General features: G+C 45.3%; 19 protein-coding genes. 18 read left to right on the top strand and 1 reads right to left on the bottom strand.

Annotated features, from left to right (window positions below):
• The 11 genes from DWZ47_RS13925 to DWZ47_RS13870 all read left to right on the top strand — a co-directional run bounded on the left by DWZ47_RS13925 (position 1) and on the right by DWZ47_RS13870 (position 13,216).
• Positions 1 to 1,740, top strand: a complete 1,740-nt coding sequence (locus DWZ47_RS13925) for a RagB/SusD family nutrient uptake outer membrane protein (protein ID WP_117513549.1) — start codon at positions 1 to 3, stop codon at positions 1,738 to 1,740.
• Between the two features lie 21 nt (positions 1,741 to 1,761).
• The gene (locus DWZ47_RS13920) at positions 1,762 to 2,715 is read left to right on the top strand and encodes a DUF6772 family protein (RefSeq protein ID WP_004304775.1); all 954 of its coding nucleotides are present in this window, start codon (positions 1,762 to 1,764) and stop codon (positions 2,713 to 2,715) included.
• A gap of 17 nt (positions 2,716 to 2,732) precedes the next feature.
• Entirely contained in the window at positions 2,733 to 3,062 is a 330-nt protein-coding gene (locus DWZ47_RS13915) for a hypothetical protein (protein ID WP_117513547.1), read from the top strand.
• Positions 3,050 to 4,426, top strand: a complete 1,377-nt coding sequence (locus tag DWZ47_RS13910) for a ComEC/Rec2 family competence protein (RefSeq protein WP_061447724.1) — start codon at positions 3,050 to 3,052, stop codon at positions 4,424 to 4,426. The genes DWZ47_RS13915 and DWZ47_RS13910 overlap by 13 nt, the downstream gene beginning before the upstream one ends.
• A complete protein-coding gene (locus tag DWZ47_RS13905) occupies positions 4,426 to 5,700 on the top strand; it encodes an FAD-dependent oxidoreductase (protein WP_117513545.1) in 1,275 nt (424 codons plus the stop codon). The genes DWZ47_RS13910 and DWZ47_RS13905 overlap by 1 nt, the downstream gene beginning before the upstream one ends.
• 40 nt (positions 5,701 to 5,740) lie before the next feature.
• On the top strand, positions 5,741 to 7,978 hold the full coding sequence (locus tag DWZ47_RS13900; RefSeq protein ID WP_117513543.1) for a histidine phosphatase family protein: 2,238 nt from the start codon (positions 5,741 to 5,743) through the stop codon (positions 7,976 to 7,978).
• Positions 7,965 to 9,287, top strand: coding sequence for a mannitol dehydrogenase family protein (locus DWZ47_RS13895; protein ID WP_117513541.1), 1,323 nt, complete (start codon positions 7,965 to 7,967; stop codon positions 9,285 to 9,287). The genes DWZ47_RS13900 and DWZ47_RS13895 overlap by 14 nt, the downstream gene beginning before the upstream one ends.
• A gap of 21 nt (positions 9,288 to 9,308) precedes the next feature.
• Positions 9,309 to 10,394 (top strand): SGNH/GDSL hydrolase family protein, encoded by a 1,086-nt coding sequence (locus DWZ47_RS13890; RefSeq protein ID WP_117513539.1) that lies wholly within the window; start codon positions 9,309 to 9,311, stop codon positions 10,392 to 10,394.
• Positions 10,391 to 11,419, top strand: a complete 1,029-nt coding sequence (locus DWZ47_RS13885; protein ID WP_117513537.1) for a zinc-dependent alcohol dehydrogenase — start codon at positions 10,391 to 10,393, stop codon at positions 11,417 to 11,419. The genes DWZ47_RS13890 and DWZ47_RS13885 overlap by 4 nt, the downstream gene beginning before the upstream one ends.
• Before the next feature lie 4 nt (positions 11,420 to 11,423).
• Positions 11,424 to 12,290 (top strand): carbohydrate kinase family protein, encoded by an 867-nt coding sequence (locus DWZ47_RS13880; protein WP_117513535.1) that lies wholly within the window; start codon positions 11,424 to 11,426, stop codon positions 12,288 to 12,290.
• 359 nt (positions 12,291 to 12,649) lie between these two features.
• The gene (locus DWZ47_RS13870; protein ID WP_117513533.1) at positions 12,650 to 13,216 is read left to right on the top strand and encodes a nucleosidase; all 567 of its coding nucleotides are present in this window, start codon (positions 12,650 to 12,652) and stop codon (positions 13,214 to 13,216) included.
• Here DWZ47_RS13870 and DWZ47_RS13865 read toward each other — a convergent pair.
• On the bottom strand, positions 13,186 to 13,545 hold the full coding sequence (locus tag DWZ47_RS13865) for a YbaN family protein (RefSeq protein ID WP_004304786.1): 360 nt from the start codon (positions 13,543 to 13,545) through the stop codon (positions 13,186 to 13,188). The genes DWZ47_RS13870 and DWZ47_RS13865 overlap by 31 nt on opposite strands.
• A gap of 129 nt (positions 13,546 to 13,674) precedes the next feature.
• Here DWZ47_RS13865 and DWZ47_RS13860 point away from each other — a divergent pair, with 129 nt between their 5' ends.
• The 7 genes from DWZ47_RS13860 (at position 13,675) to DWZ47_RS13830 (ending at position 19,966) form a co-directional block, all read left to right on the top strand.
• On the top strand, positions 13,675 to 14,031 hold the full coding sequence (locus tag DWZ47_RS13860; protein WP_004304787.1) for a 6-pyruvoyl trahydropterin synthase family protein: 357 nt from the start codon (positions 13,675 to 13,677) through the stop codon (positions 14,029 to 14,031).
• Between the two features lie 21 nt (positions 14,032 to 14,052).
• On the top strand, positions 14,053 to 14,598 hold the full coding sequence (locus DWZ47_RS13855; protein WP_004320698.1) for a 7-carboxy-7-deazaguanine synthase QueE: 546 nt from the start codon (positions 14,053 to 14,055) through the stop codon (positions 14,596 to 14,598).
• A gap of 51 nt (positions 14,599 to 14,649) precedes the next feature.
• The gene (locus DWZ47_RS13850; RefSeq protein WP_004304789.1) at positions 14,650 to 15,390 is read left to right on the top strand and encodes a (Fe-S)-binding protein; all 741 of its coding nucleotides are present in this window, start codon (positions 14,650 to 14,652) and stop codon (positions 15,388 to 15,390) included.
• A complete protein-coding gene (locus tag DWZ47_RS13845) occupies positions 15,387 to 16,772 on the top strand; it encodes a lactate utilization protein B (RefSeq protein ID WP_117513531.1) in 1,386 nt (461 codons plus the stop codon). Before DWZ47_RS13850 ends, DWZ47_RS13845 begins: the two co-directional genes overlap by 4 nt.
• Positions 16,769 to 17,350, top strand: coding sequence for a lactate utilization protein C (locus DWZ47_RS13840; RefSeq protein ID WP_004308294.1), 582 nt, complete (start codon positions 16,769 to 16,771; stop codon positions 17,348 to 17,350). Before DWZ47_RS13845 ends, DWZ47_RS13840 begins: the two co-directional genes overlap by 4 nt.
• Positions 17,351 to 17,685: 335 nt before the next feature.
• The gene (locus DWZ47_RS13835) at positions 17,686 to 18,558 is read left to right on the top strand and encodes a pyridoxamine kinase (protein WP_004304792.1); all 873 of its coding nucleotides are present in this window, start codon (positions 17,686 to 17,688) and stop codon (positions 18,556 to 18,558) included.
• 238 nt (positions 18,559 to 18,796) lie between these two features.
• Positions 18,797 to 19,966: a DUF418 domain-containing protein gene (locus tag DWZ47_RS13830; RefSeq protein ID WP_117513529.1), complete on the top strand. Its 1,170-nt coding sequence runs from the start codon at positions 18,797 to 18,799 to the stop codon at positions 19,964 to 19,966.
• The last annotated feature ends 10 nt before the right edge of the window (positions 19,967 to 19,976 follow it).

Below are 19,976 nucleotides of genomic sequence, written 5' to 3'. Positions count from 1 at the left end.
ATGAAAAAAATACATGTATTGATTTGCATGATAGCTCTTCTATCTGTAACTTCTTGTGTGAACCTCGATCTGAATCCTCCTTCAGCCGCATCCAGTGAAAACTGGTTCTCGTCACCGGAGGAAGTTCGAATCTCGTTGAACGATTTTTATCGCAGTACTTTCTTTGTTATAGAAGAAGGTTGGACGCTGGACCGTAATACGGATGACTGGGCGCAACGAACCAACATCTATACCATTGCGGCAGGTTCACTGAATGCGTCTTCTACAAGTAATCCTAACATCAAGACTGTTTGGAGTTACACGTATAAGAACATTAGTCGTGCCAACCGAATTTTGGAGGCACTCGACAAACTTGAAGGCAAATATTCCACCACTGAACTGAATACGCTTCGTGCCGAAGCCCGTTTTTTCAGAGCATTTGCTTATTCACGTTTGATTACTCTTTGGGGAGATGTTCCTTTCTACGTGACTTCGATTACTCCGGAGGAAGCATTTGAGATGGGGCGTACCGACAAAGCTGTCGTTCTGAAACAGATTTATGAAGATTATGACTATGCCGCAGAAAATTTGCCGGTCGCAAATAATAATAGCGGCGCCACCCGTGTGGACAAAGGAACGGCTTATGCTTACAAGGCTCGTACCGCTCTCTATCAGCACGACTATGGGACTGCCGCAAACGCTGCGCAAGACTGTATGGATCTGGAAGTATATGACTTGGCCCCTGATTATGGAGAACTTTTCCGCGACAAGACAAGAGGAAGCAAAGAAGTTATCTTCTCTGTTGCTCACTCAAGCGATCTTGAGTTGGATGAAAACGGTAAACCTACTACACAGGCTATCGGTTCCTTTATTGCCCGTTCGGCAGGCGGTACACATAATGCACAACCTTCGTGGGAACTTCTTGCTGTCTACGAAATGACGAATGGCAAGACGATTGATGAACCGGGCAGCGGTTTTGATCCTCACGATCCATTTGCCAACCGTGATCCCCGTTGCCTGGAAACATTTGCTGCTCCCGGCAGCCGTATCTATGGTATTGAGTGGAATCCTGCGCCAAACGCACTCGAAGTAATGGACTATACGCAAAATCGTATGATTACAAACAAAGATTCCAAAGGCGGTTCGGATGCTTCCAACTGTGCTTACAATGGTTGTTGCCTGCGCAAAGGCGCGCAAGAATCATGGCGTACTACTTTGTATAACGACAACCCTGTCATTCTCATGCGTTATGCCGATGTCTTGTTGATGTATGCCGAAGCTAAGATTGAACTGGGGGAGATTGACGCTACTGTCCTTGCTTGCATCAACGATGTCCGTGCCCGTGCTTATGGCACCACCCGTACACAAACCAACGACTATCCGTCCATTACGACAACCGATCAGGCAGCATTGCGCAAAGTGCTCCGTCGTGAGCGTCGTGTGGAGTTTGCATGGGAAAATCTGCGCTATTTCGATTTGCTTCGTTGGCATCAGTTTGAGAATGCTTTCGGACACAATATGTACGGATTTACCCGTACAGCCAACAGGGCAAAGGAATACTTTGCGGCAGGCAACTGGTTTTGGCCGGAGACTCCGACATTTGACAAAGACGGATTTCCTTCTTTTGAAGCGATGGCCGACGGAACCTATATCGTCCAGCATGGTGAACGTAAGTATGATGAGAAAATTTATTTATGGCCGTTGCCAAGTGATGATGTATTGATAATGAATGGCAAACTTGTTCAAAATCCAGGGTACTAACTTTATTAAATAAATGATATTATGAGCATTGGAGAAATTTTATTGCGCAGTCGCTATCAACCATTGAAAAGGGTGTTGAGCTATGATGTATTCAACACCGGCTTTAACGGTTGGATGACATTGATGCCTAACTTTACGGAATATCCCGATTTTGATGTTCCCAAGACATTGGTCAATAAAGACCAGTGGCCACCGGTCATGCTTAGTTCCGCTACTTTCAGGTATCCGGGCACTCACGGGGCTATGTCCGGCACTTACTCTCTTAAACTTTCGACAAGACCTGTTGCCGCTCCTTATACGGAGATTCCGGCGGAAGGTTGTCTGGGACATGCCATTAAGCGGCTTTCGTTCTCTCGTCCGGGCTGCAAATATTTGCAGATAGAATGTTGGTTTACATACACGGCGGAGCAGGATGTGGTGGATGGCGGTGACCGTCCGCAACCGGGTTTGCATGAGAGTTCCATCCGCGATTTTGGTATGGGATTCGATGTACAGGAGGGTGGAAAACGTTACCATGTAGGAATTCGCTATCTCAATGCAGTAGATGGCAAATTAATGCAGAAGTGGCAGTATGAACATTCCAATGAAGACATAACCGACCGCGATTGGGCTTATGGACTTGACGGAGACTGGTGTAAGAGGGGAGTCGATCCCTGGTGGTTCGGCCGCCGTTATCCTAATGGCGACCACGATGGATTCAAGGATTTGAAAGATGGTCATCAGAAACTCATTTACAATGAGACCGACTGTAAACTCAATTGGCAATACATGCGTCTGAAACTTGACACAGAGCTTCGTGAATATGTAGAGTTCCAATGTCAGGACAAAATTTGGGATATGCGTGGCATTGCAGCCGATACCGTTGACGGATATGGACGCATCGACAATCTTATCAATCCTCTTTTCTGGGTGGGTACTGATACCAATCGTCGTGTATTCTTTTATATAGATTCTGTTGTTGTTTCACAAGAATAAAAGGAGGAATGTAATATATGAAAATGTTTAATGATTCCCATCTTGAGGTAAAGAAATTCTTTAAAGGCACTTTCTTCACTCATCCTTACGAGGCTGGTTGGGCAGATGAGGCTATATTCTTTGTTATGGTTGAGAAAATAGAAGGAGATCCCGTATTCGAAGGTCGTGTACAACTATCGCAAGACGGTATACATTGGGCTGACGACGGTAGTGAGCCTACAATCTTCAAAGGACTTGGCCAACATATTATAAAGGTAAATTCAAATTTTGGTAATTATATTCGTCTTGCTGTCAGCATTGAAGGCGGAGAGATGTTTTTAAATCTTCATATAGCATGCAAAGGTTAATATTTATATTTAGTCTGTTCATCCTTGCGATTGTAGGATGTAGCTCCAATGAGTCTCACTCATTTTTGATTCGTCCGGATGGAGGTGGGGAAGATGCTGCCACTGAAATAGAGGTAGGTAAAACAATTCCTGCCTGGCAGGAGGGTGTGATGGATATTCATTTCATCAATACGACTACCGGTGAAAGCATGTTTGTAATATTCCCGGATGGTACGCAAATGCTTATTGATGCCGCAAGTTCGAGTGTTACGACCAACTCTAATAGTAATACGACCAACACCGGTATCCGTAGTCGTTGGGATCCGACTCTGACTTCTACCCGTGGTTCGCAGATTATAACTGATTACATTCGTAAATGTATGGTATGGACAGGTAACAGTACGATTGATTATGCCGTACTTACACACTTCCATAATGACCACTTCGGCGGTTATACTTCTTCCTTGCCGAAATCTTCCAATTCCGACACTTATTCGTTAATAGGTTTTGCCGAGATTTTCGATAATTTCAAGATTGGTACGCTTCTCGATCGTGGCTATCCCGATTATAACTATCCGTTCAATATGGCGACAATGGCAGACAATGCTCCAAGTTGCAGCAACTATATCAATGCAGTGAAATGGCATGTCGCCAATCAAAAGTTCGATGCTGCGATATTCAAAGCAGGGGCGAATGATCAGATCGTTCAGAAGTATAATCCTGCAAAGTATCCTACTGCAAAGGTGCAAAACGTGGCAGTGAATGGAGAGATCTGGACAGGTTCGGGCACTACCACAAAGAAGACATTCCCTGAACTCTCGGAGATTACATACGAAAACAGTAAGAACATTACCTCCAGTGACAATTGTCCGCCGGAGAATATAACCAGTTGTGTGATGAAAGTTTCGTATGGCAACTTTGATTTCTTTGCCGGTGGTGACCTTCAGTATAACGGACGTTCGAGTCATGCGTGGAAAGATGCCGAACTGCCCTGTGCAAAAGCAGTGGGTCAGGTGGAACTATTGAAAGCTAACCATCACGGTGTAACCAACACCAATCAGGTAGATGCTCTGAAAGCACTCAATCCACAAACGATTGTTGTCAATTCGTGGGTAGATTGTCATCCCCGTACCGATATACTGAATTCGATGGAGACAACACTCCCTGCGTGTGACATGTTTATCACTAACTTCTGGCAAGGCGATCGCCCCAGCGGAGTAGACGACCGGGTTACGGCGGAAGAGGCTGCGAGAGTAAAGGGATATGATGGACATATTGTAGTTCGTGTGACTGATGGGGGAAACAAATATAGAGTTGTGACAATCACAGATTCTGACGGGGCAATGACTGTTAAGACTATTTCCGGTCCATATACAAGCAGATAATGAATACAAAATATTATGATGTAATAGTAGCAGGTGCAGGTCCTGCCGGGATATGTGCGGCTGTAGCCGCCGCCCGGCAAGGAGCACGTGTTGCTCTTATCGAAAGATACGGAGTCATCGGAGGTAACCTGACCGCCGGGTATGTCGGCCCTATTCTCGGTAGTGTAAGCAAGAACACGATGCGTGATGAGGTTTGTGCTATTCTTGGCGTCGAAGACAATGACTGGATTGGCGAGCATGGAAATGCTCACGATTTCGAAGAGGCAAAACTTACATTGGCAGAATTTGTCGCCAGGGAAAAGAACGTCGATGTCTTTTTGCAATGTTGCGTGTCGGATGTTATTCGTGACGGAAAGGTGGTAAAAGGTATTAAGTGTGCAAGTAACGAGGGGACGCTCTGTTTTGAAGCCGCGGTTACGATTGACTGTACCGGTGATGCCATAGTATCTTTTCTTGCCGGTGCAAAAATAGAAAAAGGACGTGCTGACGGACTCATGCAGCCTGTAACCCTTGAATACACCATTGATGGCGTAGATGAATCGAAAGGAATTATCTGTATTGGAGATGTAGATAATGTTCAACTGAATGGCGAGTGTTTTCTTGATTGGTGTAAAAAGAAAGCCGATGAGGGCAAACTTCCCCGGATGCTTGCTGCCGTGCGTTTGCATCCATCGGTCAGACCGGGGTGCCGTCAGGTAAATACGACACAAGTCAATAGGGTGGATATAACTTCGGTAAGCTCTATTTTCGCCGCCGATCTTGAACTTAGGCAACAGATACGCCTCCTGACTCAATTCTTGAAAGAAAATTTGCCGGGTTACGAAAACTGTAGAGTGATCGGAAGCGGTACAACAACCGGAGTGCGCGAAAGCCGCAGGGTGATGGGCGACTATGTGATCGATGCCGATGAGATGGCGGAAGGCTGCCGTTTTGCCGATGTGGTGGTACATAAAGCATTGTTCATTGTCGATATACATAATCCTGACGGAGCCGGACAGGCGGAACCGACCATCCAATATTGCAAACCATACGATTTGCCGTATCGTTGTTTTCTCCCGTTGGGCTTGGAAGGGCTTCTGGTGGCGGGACGGTGCATATCGGGTACTCACAGAGCTCACGCTTCCTATCGTGTCATGAGTATTTGCATGGCGATGGGAGAGGCAGTTGGTATTGCCGCTGCCATGAGTGCGTCGCAGCATTGTACTCCGCGGGCTCTCGATGTAGGAGAGTTGCAGAAACGGCTTGAGTCGTTAGGCGTAGAGCTGTTCGATTAACGTAGAACATAATCATACTTTAAATTTATAGAGCATACTTATGAAAAAGATCTATTTGTCTGTCGTGTGCTTACTGATCTCTATTCCCCTTATCGCCCAGTTGTATGTAGAGCCGGAGAAAGAGGTAGAGTGCTCTGTCTTCCTGGCAAAGGAAGGACGGGGGCGGGCACAGCAAGGACTTGAAATATGGGATGATTACATATTCTCGTGCGAGGATGGAGGGCACGTGAATATCTATGATTTCAAAAGTGCCGATCCGAAACCTGTGGCAGGCTTTGAGTTGGCGTCCTCCCATCCGGACAACCATGTAAATAATGTATGCTTTGGCGTCGAGACAAAACGCGGAGCATCGTTTCCTCTCTTGTATATCACAAACGGGAAGGTAGGAAGCGAGTTGGAATGGTTGTGTTTTGTGGAGAGCATCACCCGTCGTGGAAAACGTTTTAGCAGCGAAATCGCACAGACAATTGAACTCGATGGCTCGAAGTGGGCGGAGAAAGGGTATGTCCCCATCTTTGGTGCGCCAAGCTGGCTGGTCGATCGGGAACGGGGATTTATATGGATATTCTCGGCACGTAAACGTACTGTGGCGAAGGTGACAAAGCATGCGTGGGAAAACCAGTATGTCGCCACCAAATTCCGCATACCGTCGTTGAGTGAGGGCGCAAAGGTGCGCCTCGACGAAAATGATATTCTCGATCAGGTGGTGTTCCCCTATGAGGTATGGTTTACGCAAGCGGGCTGTATGCATGATGGTAAAATCTATTTCTGCTTCGGAGTTGGGAAACAGGATGACAGCCGTCCTTCCTGCATCCGGGTGTACGATACGGATAGGCGGACAATTACTGCCCGATACAATGTGCAGGAACAGGTTATTTACGAACCGGAAGATATTGTGGTCAAAGACGGAGTTATGTATGTCAATACCAATACGAATGCGAAAAAGACGTCTGATCTTCCTTGCATATTCAAACTCTCTCTTCCGAAAGAAAAGCCGGTGGCCGAAAATCCTCTCGACGAGATACGCAGGGATCCGGAACGTGCGGGCGGCGTGTATTATGTGACCGATCTTTCACATCCGGTTACGCCGGCGCCCAAAGGATATACGCCTTTCTATATAAACGGCTATTTCCGTCATGGAGCGCGTCAGATAGACGATGAGGTGACTTATCCTGCCATATACGGCGTATTGGAGAAAGCTCATGCCACAAACAACCTTACCGATTTTGGGAAAGCCCTGTATGAACGTCTTGAACCGTTCAAGAAAAATGTGTTTTACAAAGAAGGCGATCTGACACAAATCGGTTATCGTCAGACAAGGGAGATAGGCCGGAGGATGGTACAAAACTATCCGGAAGTATTTGAAGGCCATCCCTATTTGAAGACTAACGCAACGAATGTGCTTCGGGTGGCGGCCACCATGCAATCTGTAAATTCAGGCATTTTGTCGCTACGCCCCGGGCTTGAATGGGCGGAGATAGACAACTCCCGTTCGTTCCTTACCACACTGAATCCATACGGTAACGTATGTCCCGACAGGAGTCCGCTTGATAAATATATACTTGGTAAGGAAAACAGTTGGTATAAAAAATATCGTTCATATATAGATGAAAAGTTGGATGTGGATGCTTTTTTTACAAGGCTGTTTATAGATGTTACACAAGTAGAAAGTGAGTATGACAAGTACGACCTGATCCATCGTTTCTGGTTAATGGCATCGCTGATGCAATGCCTCGACCGCCAAGTGCCTATATGGGATATTTTTACAGAAGAGGAAATATTGGCTTGGGCGGAAATCGAGAACTATAAGTATTTTGCGCAGAAAGGTCCTGAACCGGTATCTCACGGGCGTAGTTGGGGACTTGCATCCCGCACGTTACGCCATTTGTTAGACGAATCTGCCGAAGATCTGGTTCGCAAGCGTCATGGCATCAATCTCAACTTCGGACACGATGGCGTTCTGATGGCCATCTTGACAAATCTGCAAGCCGGGACGTGGGCGCGTGAGGCAAGTAATTCCAAAGAAGCGTTACGGAGTTGGAAGTATTGGGATATTCCGATGGGTGCGAACCTTCAGATGATTTTTTACCAATCAGAAGGCAATCCGGACGTTTTAGTTAAGTTTATGCTGAATGAAAAAGACCTCCGGTTGCCGTTGGAAGCGGTTGAAGCATCTTATTACAAATGGAATGAGGTTTATAAATTCTATATAGAACATTGCGACAAGGTGGAAAAATCACTTGCCGAAACATTGAAATTATCGTATGAAGACTTTTAATTATAATCGTGCTGAAATAAAGGCCGGAATAGTACATTTCGGCGTTGGAAACTTCCATCGTGCACATCTCGAAGCTTACACAAATCTATTACTTGAAGATCCGTCACAAAGATGCTGGGGGGTATTCGGAGCCATGATTATGCCTACGGACGGGGTATTGTTCAACGCCCTCAAGAAAGACGACGGCATATATCAATTGACGACATGCAGCCCTTCCGGCGAACAAGATAGTATGCTGATTGGTTCGCTTGTAGAACTGGCATGGGGGGAAATAGATAGTGAGCCTATCATCGCTAAACTTGCATCGGAGGAGATAAAAATCATCTCTCTCACCATTACCGAAGGGGGATATAAGGTCGATTTTAACCAATCGCGCAGTGTGTTCTGGTATGTAGCCGAAGGACTCAAACGCCGGATGGAGAAAGATTTGCCGATTACGATTCTTTCGTGTGACAACATGCAGATGAACGGCAATGCCGCCAAATGTGCGTTTATGTCATACTTCGAAGCGAAATATCCCGAGGTGGCAGCGTGGGCGAAAAAGAAAGTGACGTTCCCGAATTCGATGGTGGATAGAATCACTCCCGTAACAAAACCGGGTAAGGTTACAGATGTGTGTTGTGAAGACTTTATACAATGGGTGATTGAAGATAATTTCATTGCAGGCCGTCCTGCATGGGAGAAGGTGGGAGTTACATTCACCCATGATGTGACCCCGTATGAAATCATGAAATTAAGTCTTCTCAATGCGTCACATACTCTTCTTTCTTATCCTGCCTATATGGAAGGGTTCAGGAAGGTCGATGCTGTAATGGCAGACGAGAGGTATCGTGCAATGATAAAGCTGTTTATGAACAGGGACGTTACTCCTTATGTTCCGGTTCCCGAAGGCGTTGACCTTGAAGCGTATAAAGACCAGCTTATCGAACGATTTTCAAACAAGGCGATCAGCGATCAGGTATCACGGCTTTGCGGCGATGGCATTGCTAAGTTTGCGGTTTATGTGGTACCCATACTCAAACAGATGTTGCAGGATGGGAAGGATATTTCGATAGAGGCTTTCCTGATAGCTGTTTATTGCAAATACCTGATAGGTGCGCGCACCGAGTCCGGTGAAAATATAGCTATCTCCGAACCTCACATCACCCCGGCGGACAGGAAGTTGATTTCGGGAGGATCGCCGGCCGAGTTCTTGAAGATATCACCTTTTGTGTCATTGGGACTGGACAAATACCCTGTGTTTATGGAAAAGTATGAGCAGTTTTATGCTATGCAGGTAGCAGAAGGGTTGAAGGTCTTATTACAGTAAACAACTAAAAAACACAAGGCAATGAAGAAGTTTTTCATAACGGTTGTTCTAGCGCTTTCGTGCGTATTGTCGGTTTCGGCACAAAAACAGACGGAGGCGTCAACGCTTAACCTGATAGGTAAGCCGTTTGAATCGACTCCCAATCCGTATCATAGAGTCGATACATTGGTTTATAAAGGTTTTAACAGGACGGAGAATAGACAACTCCGTTGCTCTGCCGGTATGGCTGTGTTGTTTAAAACGAACACGCGTAATATACAGATTACGACAAAGTGGGGATATGTATATTCGAGCCATTCAACCATGCCGATCTCTTATAAAGGATATGATCTTTATATCAAAAATGCAGACGGTCAATGGCAATATGCAGCAAGCGGTTCATTGAAAGCGTATAAGGGCGAGAAAACCGAGACATTCACGCTCATTGAGAATATGGATGGTACGATGCACGAATGTATGATGTATATGCCGATGTATTCGGAGGTCATTTCTTGTAAGATAGGGATAGATGACGATGCTGTTATCGAACCGTTGAAGTCCGATTTTCGTCACAGGATAGCGGTATATGGCTCTTCGTTTACGCAGGGAGTGAGCACGGATCGATCCGGTATGAGTTATCCCATGCAATTTATGCGTAATACAGGTCTTCAAGTCGTGTCGCTCGCAACAAGCGGACGTTGCCTGATGCAGCCTTACATGCTCGACGTTCTTGCGGAAGTCAAGGCTGATGCCTTTATATTCGATACTTTTTCAAATCCTGACGCAGAACTGATAAGAGAGCGCCTGATGCCGTTTATCGATCGGCTTATAACGGCACATCCGGCTACTCCGTTGATATTTCAGCGTACTATCTATCGTGAACGACGTTCATTCGATACAGTTCTTGATGCGAAAGAACGGGCTAAGGCGGCAACCGTAGAGGAGTTGTTTGCGAAAATCCGCACGAACCCGAAATATAAAGACGTTTATCTGATTACGCCTGATGCTTCCGATGCGCATGAGACATCGGTCGACGGAACTCATCCAAGTAGTTATGGATATGCACTTTGGGCGAAGTCGATAGAGACTCCGGTAATAGAAATTTTAAGTAAATATGGTATAAAATGAGACAAGCGGTATTAGTAGAACCAAAACATATTGAATTTCGTGAGGTTGAGGCGCCTAAGGCGTCGGACCTGAAAGAACATCAGGTGCTTCTGAATATTAAGAGAATAGGTATTTGTGGAAGTGAGATACATTCTTATCACGGATGTCATCCGGCAACTTTCTATCCGGTAGTTCAGGGGCATGAATATTCGGCAGTGGTAGTCGCTACGGGGGCGGCGGTTATGATCTGCAAGGCGGGTGACGTTGTCACCGCACGTCCGCAACTTGTGTGTGGGAAGTGCAAGCCTTGTCAGCGGGGAGAGTATAATATTTGTGAGGAGCTAAGAGTGCAAGCCTTTCAGGCAAATGGAGCTGCGCAAGACTTTTTTGTGGTTGATGATGACAGGGTTGCGGTGTTGCCTGAAGGTATGTCACTTGATTATGGGGCTATGATAGAACCGGTGGCAGTGGCTGCGCATGCAACTATGCGTGGCGGGGACTTGAAAGGTAAGAATGTGGTTGTATCGGGTGCCGGAACAATCGGTAACCTCGTGGCGCAGTTCGCTAAGGCAAGAGGAGCCAAACGGGTTCTTATTACCGATGTAAGTGATTTCAGACTTGAAATCGCTCGTAAATGTGGCATAATAGATACGCTCAATGTAGCTAAGACGCCGCTCAAAGAAGGAGCGAAGAGGCTTTTCGGGGATGAAGATTTTCAAGCTGCGTTTGAGGTTGCCGGAGTTGAGTCGAGTATTCGTTCGCTTATGGAGTGTATTGAAAAAGGGAGTACCATCGTTGTAGTGGCGGTATTTGGCAAGGATCCGTCGCTTGATATGTTCTATTTGGGAGAGCACGAACTGAAGGTGAACGGAACGATGATGTATCGCCATGAAGATTATCTTACGGCTATCAATCAGGTAAGTTCGGGAGCTATCCGTCTCGAACCGCTTATTTCAAATCATTTTCCGTTCGAGCAGTATGACGAGGCATATAAATTTATAGACGAGCATAGTGCAACATCCATGAAAATAATTATTAAACTATAAAACCATGAAAATAATAGGTATAGGAGAAGTTGTTTGGGATTGCTTCCCGGAAGGTAAGAGACTTGGCGGAGCGCCTATCAATTTCTGCTTTTTTGCGAAGGAATTGGGAGCAGAATCATATCCTGTTACGGCAATAGGTGATGACGAACTCGGTGATGAAACATTTGCGGTGCTTAAAGAGACCGGACTTGATTTAGGATATATTTCCCGTAATATTTTGCCGACAGGTAAAGTGCTTGTGTCGTTGAATGAAGCCGGTGTACCGCAATATGACATTGTTGAGAATGTTGCATGGGATGCTATCGAGTGTAGTCCTGCGACCATGAAACTTGTCGGCGATGCAGATGCTGTTTGTTGGGGCTCTTTGGCACAGCGAAGCGAAAAGTCACGTGCTGCAATCTTAAGGCTCATAGATGCCGTGCCGGATACCTCTTTGAAGGTATTTGATATTAATATCAGGCAACATTTTTATTCGACAGACTTGATTGTGGAATCCTTGCAAAAGGCAAATGTGCTCAAATTGAATGAAGACGAATTGCCGTTATTGATCTCTCTTCTTTCCCTTTCGACTGATTGTGTGGGAGCTATCGCAGAACTCATTGCTCGGTTCTCACTCAAATATGTTATATTCACACAAGGCGCAGTACGTAGTGGCATATACGATGACAGTGGGGAAATTTCATCCATAGATACACCTAAAGTCGAGGTGGCCGATACTGTAGGTGCAGGCGACTCGTTTACTGCTACTTTTGTTGTGAACATACTTAGAGGGGCGTCGGTCGCTGAATCACACTGCAAAGCGGTAGATGTATCGGCATATACTTGTACACAAAGGGGGGCTATTAATCCGTTGCCGGATAGTAAAAAGTAATATTGGGTACTTCACATAAGGAAGTTTTGTACTTGGTTTGAATGATTCTTCAAACCAAGCGTGGTGGATATGCCTTGTTCTTGTTGATTGCAGTTTAATTCCGTTAGTTAACCGCAGAATTTGCGGCTTAGCATACCTCTTTTGGCCGCATTTTATAGATAACTCCAGTTAAATAGTTATTTTTGCAGAAATAACTGATGGTATGTTTATCCATGAAATAGAAGATTGGAGTTCATTCAGATGGAACATCAAAAGTTTGTCAGGTGAAATAGCCTGGATAAATAGGGCTATAGTCTATCTCGTGGAGCGGTTGAGTACAATTGGATTTGAATAGTAATTTTTACGAAATAAAGGAACCCATGTTGAAAATATTAGTAACCTACGCCGTACAAGGCGAATTTGTAGAGATTAAATGGCCGGATATAGAACCTTACTACGTTCGTACAGGTATTGGTAAAGTGAAATCAGCCTTTCATTTGGCAGAGGCAATCCGTCAGGTACAACCGGACTTGGTGCTTAATATCGGAAGTGCCGGAACAGTCAACCATCAGGTAGGAGACATCTTTGTATGCCGTAAGTTCGTAGACCGTGATATGCAGAAGATGGCAGAATTCGGGTTGGAGTGTGAAATCGATTCATCGGCTTTGCTCGAAGAAAAAGGTTATTGCACGCATTGGACGGAAGATGGGATCTGTAATACGGGAGATGGCTTCCTCACCGAACTGACTCATGTTAGCGGAGACGTGGTAGATATGGAAGCCTACGCACAGGCATTTGTCTGCCGTTCAAAAGGAATCCCGTTTATTTCCGTGAAATACGTGACTGACATAATTGGCCAGAACTCCGTGAAACATTGGGAAGATAAACTTGCCGATGCACAGCAGGGACTATCGCATTACTTTAATGTCTTGAAAGAAAGAATATGATAAGTGACTCCTGCGGCTATCAATCCCAGGAGAATCTTTACCCATATAAAAGGAATTAGGAAGAAAATGCAATAAAGCATCGTTCCCCACATTAATACGAGAGAAATTATTTTGGCACGGAGAGGAATCGCCTTGTTCTCGCGGAAATTGCGGATGTAAGGACCGAAGTGCCGATGGTTGAGCAGCCAGTTATATAATCGGGGTGACCCTTTGAAATAAAGGGCGGCGGTGAGCAATAGAAAAGGGGTAGTGGGCAGTAGCGGCAGAAAGATGCCGAGAATACCGAGCGCAAGGGAAATACTACCTAAAACAATATATAGAGTTTTCATGTGGCAAAGATAGTGCAAAAAAAGGAAAAAAATAACACTCTTAGCTGGATGAAAACTCTATTTTATATTACCTTTGCCGTTGCATCGAGGTGACATTAGATGCGTGTAACTATTAAAATACATACACTCATGTTTACAGTAATCAAACGCATGGAGATCTCGGCTTCTCATAAGCTGGTACTCCCGTATCGCAGTAAATGCGCCAGTTTACACGGTCACAACTGGATTATCACCGTCTATTGCCGTTCCGCGCGGCTCAACTCCGAAGGGATGGTGGTAGATTTCACCCGCATCAAAGAAGTAGTCACGGAGAAACTCGACCATCAAAATCTCAACGAAGTACTCCCATTTAATCCCACAGCGGAGAATATCGCCCGGTGGGTATGCAAACAGATTCCTCAATGCTATAAAGTAGAAGTGCAGGAATCGGAAGGAAACATAGTCATCTACGAGAAAGATCCCGTCGGCGCAGAAGGACAAGAATAGCAAACCAAACAAATTTTGATGATGAGAAAGATTAATGAAATCTTTTACAGTTTGCAGGGCGAAGGCTACCATACCGGAACTCCGGCCATCTTCGTCCGTTTTTCCGGCTGTAACTTGAAATGTGACTTTTGCGACACACAACACGAAGAAGGAAAAATGATGACCGACGATGAAATTATCGCCGAAGTGAAAAAATATCCTGCCGTCACCGTTGTCCTCACGGGCGGCGAACCTTCCTTATGGATAGACGATGAATTGATCGACCGTTTGCACCAAGCGGGCAAATATGTGACCATCGAAACCAACGGTACACGCCCCCTGCCGGCAGCTATCGACTGGGTGACCTGCTCCCCAAAACAAGGGGCGAAACTTGCCATCGACCGGATGGATGAAGTGAAAGTGGTCTATGAAGGACAAGATATAAGTATTTTTGAACTACTTCCGGCCGAACATTTTTTCCTCCAGCCTTGTTCTTGTAATAACACTGCTTCAACAGTGGACTGTGTAATGCGACATCCCAAATGGAGACTCAGCCTGCAAACACACAAATTAATCGACATCCGTTGAACAAAATAGACGGGTGATGCGGAAGAAGCTTAAATTATTACAAAATATAGTATGAAAGTAGGTTTGTTTATTCCTTGTTATATCAATGCTATTTACCCCAATGTGGGAGTGGCATCGTATAGACTATTGAAAAGTTTGGGAGTAGACGTCGATTATCCGTTGGATCAGACTTGTTGCGGACAACCGATGGCAAATGCCGGTTTTGAAGATGAATCGATGAAATTGGCACTCCGTTTTGACGATTTGTTCCGGGAATACGATTACATCGTCGGTCCTTCCGCCAGTTGTGTGGCATTTGTGAAAGAGAATCATCCGGGCATCTTGGAGAAAGAAGGACATGTTTGTCAGAGTGCGGGAAAGATTTATGATATTTGTGAGTTCATTCACGATGTCTTGAAACCTTCCAAAATTCCTGCACGCTTTCCTCATAAAGTCAGTATTCACAATAGCTGTCATGGGGTGCGCGAACTGTTGATTTCCGCTCCTACCGAACTGAACATCCCTTATTACAATAAATTGCGTGACCTGCTCAATCTGGTAGAAGGCATCGAAGTATTCGAACCCAGCCATATTGACGAGTGTTGCGGCTTTGGCGGAATGTTTGCGGTGGAAGAGCAGGCAGTCTCCGTCTGCATGGGGCGTGATAAGGTAAAAGATCACATCGCTACCGGAGCCGAGTATATTGTCGGAGCGGACAGTTCCTGCCTGATGCACATGCAAGGTGTCATCAAACGGGAGCATCTGCCTATTCAGATTATCCATATTGTAGAAATTCTAGCGTCGCAATCATGAGTACAAAACATTCAAAGGCTGCCGAAAAGTTCTTGCAGGACAGCAAGATGGCAGCATGGCATAACGAAACCCTTTGGATGGTCCGTGCCAAAAGGGACAAGATGAGCAAGGAAGTTCCCGAATGGGAAGAGTTGCGCAACAAGGCTTGCGAGCTGAAACTATACTCCAACAGCCACCTCGAAGAACTTCTGCTGGAGTTTGAGAAGAATGCTACCGCCAACGGCGCCATCGTACATTGGGCAAAAGATGCCGATGAATACTGCGCCATCGTCTACGAAATACTGAATGAGCATAACGTCCACCATTTCATCAAGAGCAAATCCATGCTCGCCGAAGAGTGTGGCTTGAATCCTTTCCTGATGGAGCGGGGCATTGATGTCGTAGAGTCCGATTTGGGCGAACGCATCCTGCAATTGATGCATCTCGAACCAAGCCACATTGTATTGCCCGCCATCCACATCAAACGGGAACAGGTAGGCGAACTATTCGAAAAGGAGATGGGCACGGAAAAGGGAAACTTTGATCCTACCTACCTGACTCATGCCGCACGTAAGAACCTGCGCCATCTCTTCCTCAATGCCGAAGCCGCCATGACAGGCGCCAACTTTGCCGTCGCTTCAACCGGTGACATTGTGGTCTGTACCAATGAAGGAAATGCCGATATGGGTACTTCCTACCCGAAACTGAACATTGCCGCTTTCGGTATGGAAAAGATCGTCCCGGATTTGGACGCGTTGGGTGTGTTCACCCGATTACTCGCCCGTTCGGCCACCGGACAACCGGTGACAACATATACCTCTCATTACCGCCGTCCCCGCGAAGGCGGTGAATACCATATTATCATCGTAGACAACGGCCGGAGTGCCTTACTATCCAAGCCCGACCATATCAAGACATTGAACTGTATTCGTTGTGGTGCGTGTATGAATACCTGTCCGGTGTACCGCCGGAGTGGAGGTTACTCTTATACGTACTTCATCCCCGGACCTATTGGCATCAACTTGGGTATGGCTCACGCTCCGGAGAAATATTATGATAATCTTTCGGCCTGTTCTCTGTGTATGTCCTGTTCCGATGTCTGTCCGGTGAAAGTAGATTTGGCCGAACAAATTTACAAATGGCGTCAGGATTTGGACGGACTGGGGAAAGCCAATACGGGAAAGAAGATCATGTCCGATGGTATGAAATTCCTGATGGAACGTCCGGCATTGTTCAACGCAGCCTTGTGGGCAGCCCCGGTGGTAAATGGCCTGCCCCGTTTCATGAAATACAACGATCTCGACGATTGGGGAAAGGGGCGTGAACTGCCGGAATTTGCCAGCGAGTCGTTCAATGAAATGTGGAAGAAAAACAAAGTACAGGGAAAGGAGGAATCCAAATGAGCAGTAGAGAAGATATATTAGCCAGCATCCGCCAGCATACGCAGACGCGTTATGATAAACCGGATATTGCGGATATGAAACGATTGTCATATCCTGACAAGATAGAACAGTTCTGTGCAATCAGCCGTGCGGTGGGTGGTACGGCAGTTGTATTGGGTGAAGGGGAAGATGTGAATGCGGTCATACGCCGGACTTATCCGGATGCTATGCGCATTGCTTCCGTATTGCCGGATATTTCCTGCGCTACATTCAATCCCGATAATTTGGATGATCCGAAAGAGTTGGACGGCACAGATGTTGCCGTAGTGAAAGGAGAAATCGGAGTAGCCGAAAACGGAGCCATCTGGATACCGCAGACGGTGAAATATAAAGCAATCTATTTTATCTCGGAGAAGTTGGTCATTCTGCTCGACCGGAATAAAATTGTAGATACCATGTATGACGCCTACCGAGAACTGGACGGACAGGAATATCAGTTCGGAACGTTCATCTCCGGTCCGTCAAAGACTGCTGATATTGAGCAGGCTTTAGTGATGGGAGCGCATGGGGCACGGGACGTATTAGTGATATTAACCTAATGTTTCCCTGTTGATTATTCTAAAATAAATTTGGTTTCAAAACAATGGAGTTTTATATTTGTTAGTACAAACGAAATGGAGACTCTGTTGACGTTGTAAAAACAGAGGCTCTATTGGTAAGAAATAGAGCCTTTGTTTTATATAAACAGAGCTTCCGTTTGATGTAAATAGAGGCTCTGTTTGGATAAAGTCCGGCTTTCATCTAATGTAGTAGAGGCTTTTGGAGAATATAGTCGAATGTCCTTTGATGTAAATAGAATATCTGTTTCTGTTTGTCCATAGTAGATAAATGAGTTCGTAGGATAAGAGTAGTAAAACGTTTAATTATAAATTATATGTATGCCAATAAAGTAAAGAAAATAGCCGCCGTCCATGACCTTTCGGGAATGGGACGCGTATCTCTGACCGTTGTCATTCCTATTCTTTCATCCATGGGTTTTCAGGTCTGTCCGCTTCCTACGGCTGTGTTATCCAATCATACGCAATATCCCGGTTTCTCCTTCCTCGACCTGACGGACGAAATGCCGAAAATTATTGCCCAATGGAAGAAGCTGGAGGTAGAGTTCGACGCTATCTATACCGGATACTTGGGTTCTCCGAGACAAATTCAGATTGTTTCTGATTTTATCAGGGACTTTCGTCGGCCGGACAGTTTGATCGTTGCCGATCCGGTATTGGGAGATAACGGACGATTGTACACCAACTTTGATGGAGAGATGATAAAAGAGATGCGCCACCTGATTACTAAAGCAGATGTGATTACCCCCAATCTGACGGAACTATTTTATTTATTGGATAAACCTTATAAAGCAGATAACACGGATGAAGAGCTGAAAGAATATCTTCGTCTTTTGTCCGACAAAGGTCCGCAAGTGGTTATCATCACCAGTGTTCCTGTACATGATGAGCCTCATAAAACGTCTGTCTATGCTTATAACCGTCAGGGAAACCGCTACTGGAAAGTGACCTGCCCTTATCTGCCTGCACATTATCCCGGCACGGGAGATACTTTTACCAGTGTCATCACCGGCTCTTTGATGCAGGGAGACAGTCTGCCGATGGCGTTGGACCGTGCCACACAGTTTATCCTGCAAGGTATTCGTGCCACTTTTGGGTATGAATATGATAACCGTGAGGGTATTCTATTGGAGAAAGTGCTTCATAATTTGGATATGCCAATACAGATGGCTAGTTATGAATTAATATAAAAGATAAAGAGTCTCCACAGCTAAGAAAAAAAATCACACTGTAAAGAAAAGAAAAAGGGCTGACTAAAAAGGACGGAATTGGTATAACCATCCCATCTGCGAGTGTACGTAAGTAGGGATGAAAAACAATTTCCTAGTCTTTTTAGTCAGTCCTTTTTAACGTTTACAAGCTTTTGTGTTTCAAATATTTCCATTAATTTTACCGGCATTTAAAAAATGGAATAATTATATCTAACTAATGACTCAAACACTAAAAACATCCGAACGTCTTGGAGTAGTGGATGCTCTGCGCGGATTTGCCCTTTTGGCAATTGTATTATTACATAATCTGGAGCATTATAATCTGTTCTTAGTACCGGAGAATGTGCCTGCATGGTTACAGACAATTGATAAATATGCATGGGACATCCTGTTTTTCCTGTTTGCGGGAAAGGCGTATGCTACTTTCTCTTTGTTGTTTGGTTTTAGTTTTTACATTCAGTTTCACAATGCAGAGAAACGTGGTATAGACTTCCGCGGACGATTTGCCTGGCGGATGTGTTTGCTTTTCCTGTTTGCGCAGTTACATGCCTTATTCTATAACGGGGATATTCTTTTACTCTATGCGGTAGTGGGTTTTGCATTGATACCCGTGTGTAAGCTAAAGGACAAAACGGTCTTTTGGATTGCCCTGATTCTGCTTCTTCAGCCTTATGAGTGGGGACGTGCCATTTATGCGATGATAAATCCCGACTACGTAGTGGCAACCGGTCATTATATGCCTTATGCCATACGTGCGCAGGAGGCAACTGCCAATGGTAATTTCTTCGAAGTACTCTGTTCCAACATCTCCGACGGACAATTATACAGCAATATCTGGCAAGTAGAAAATGGTCGTTTGTTTCAGACGGCTGCTCTGTTCATGTTCGGAATGTTGCTGGGGCGCCGGAAATATTTAATAAAGAGCGAAGAATCCGTACGCTTTTGGAAGAAGATGTTGAAAGGTGCCGTCCTCGCATTCATTCCTCTCTATTGCCTCAAAACCTTTGTGCCGGACTTGCTCACCAATCCGTCCGTACAAATTCCTTATAAGATTGCCGTTCCGTCTTATGCCAATTTTGCGTTTATGATTATCCTAGTTTCTATCTTCACCTTGCTTTGGTTTAAGAAAGAAAAAGGATATGGCTGGCAAAGTCTGTTGATTCCTTACGGGCGTATGAGCCTGACAAACTACATCTCTCAATCTATCATGGGAGTTATTATCTATTATGGATTCGGATTAGCCATGTACAAATACGCCGGAGCAACGGCAAGCCTGCTTATCGCACTGCTTATCTTCACTGTTCAGCTGATATTCAGCCGTTGGTGGCTTGCCCGTCATAAACAGGGTCCACTCGAATTCTTATGGCGTAAAGGTACTTGGATTTAGTGACTTCCCA

The organism is Bacteroides sp. AF32-8BH, from assembly GCF_003435205.1.
In the GTDB taxonomy this organism is placed as follows: Bacteria; Bacteroidota; Bacteroidia; order Bacteroidales; family Bacteroidaceae; genus Bacteroides; species Bacteroides ovatus.
This window is presented reverse-complemented; position numbering and strand designations above follow the sequence as displayed.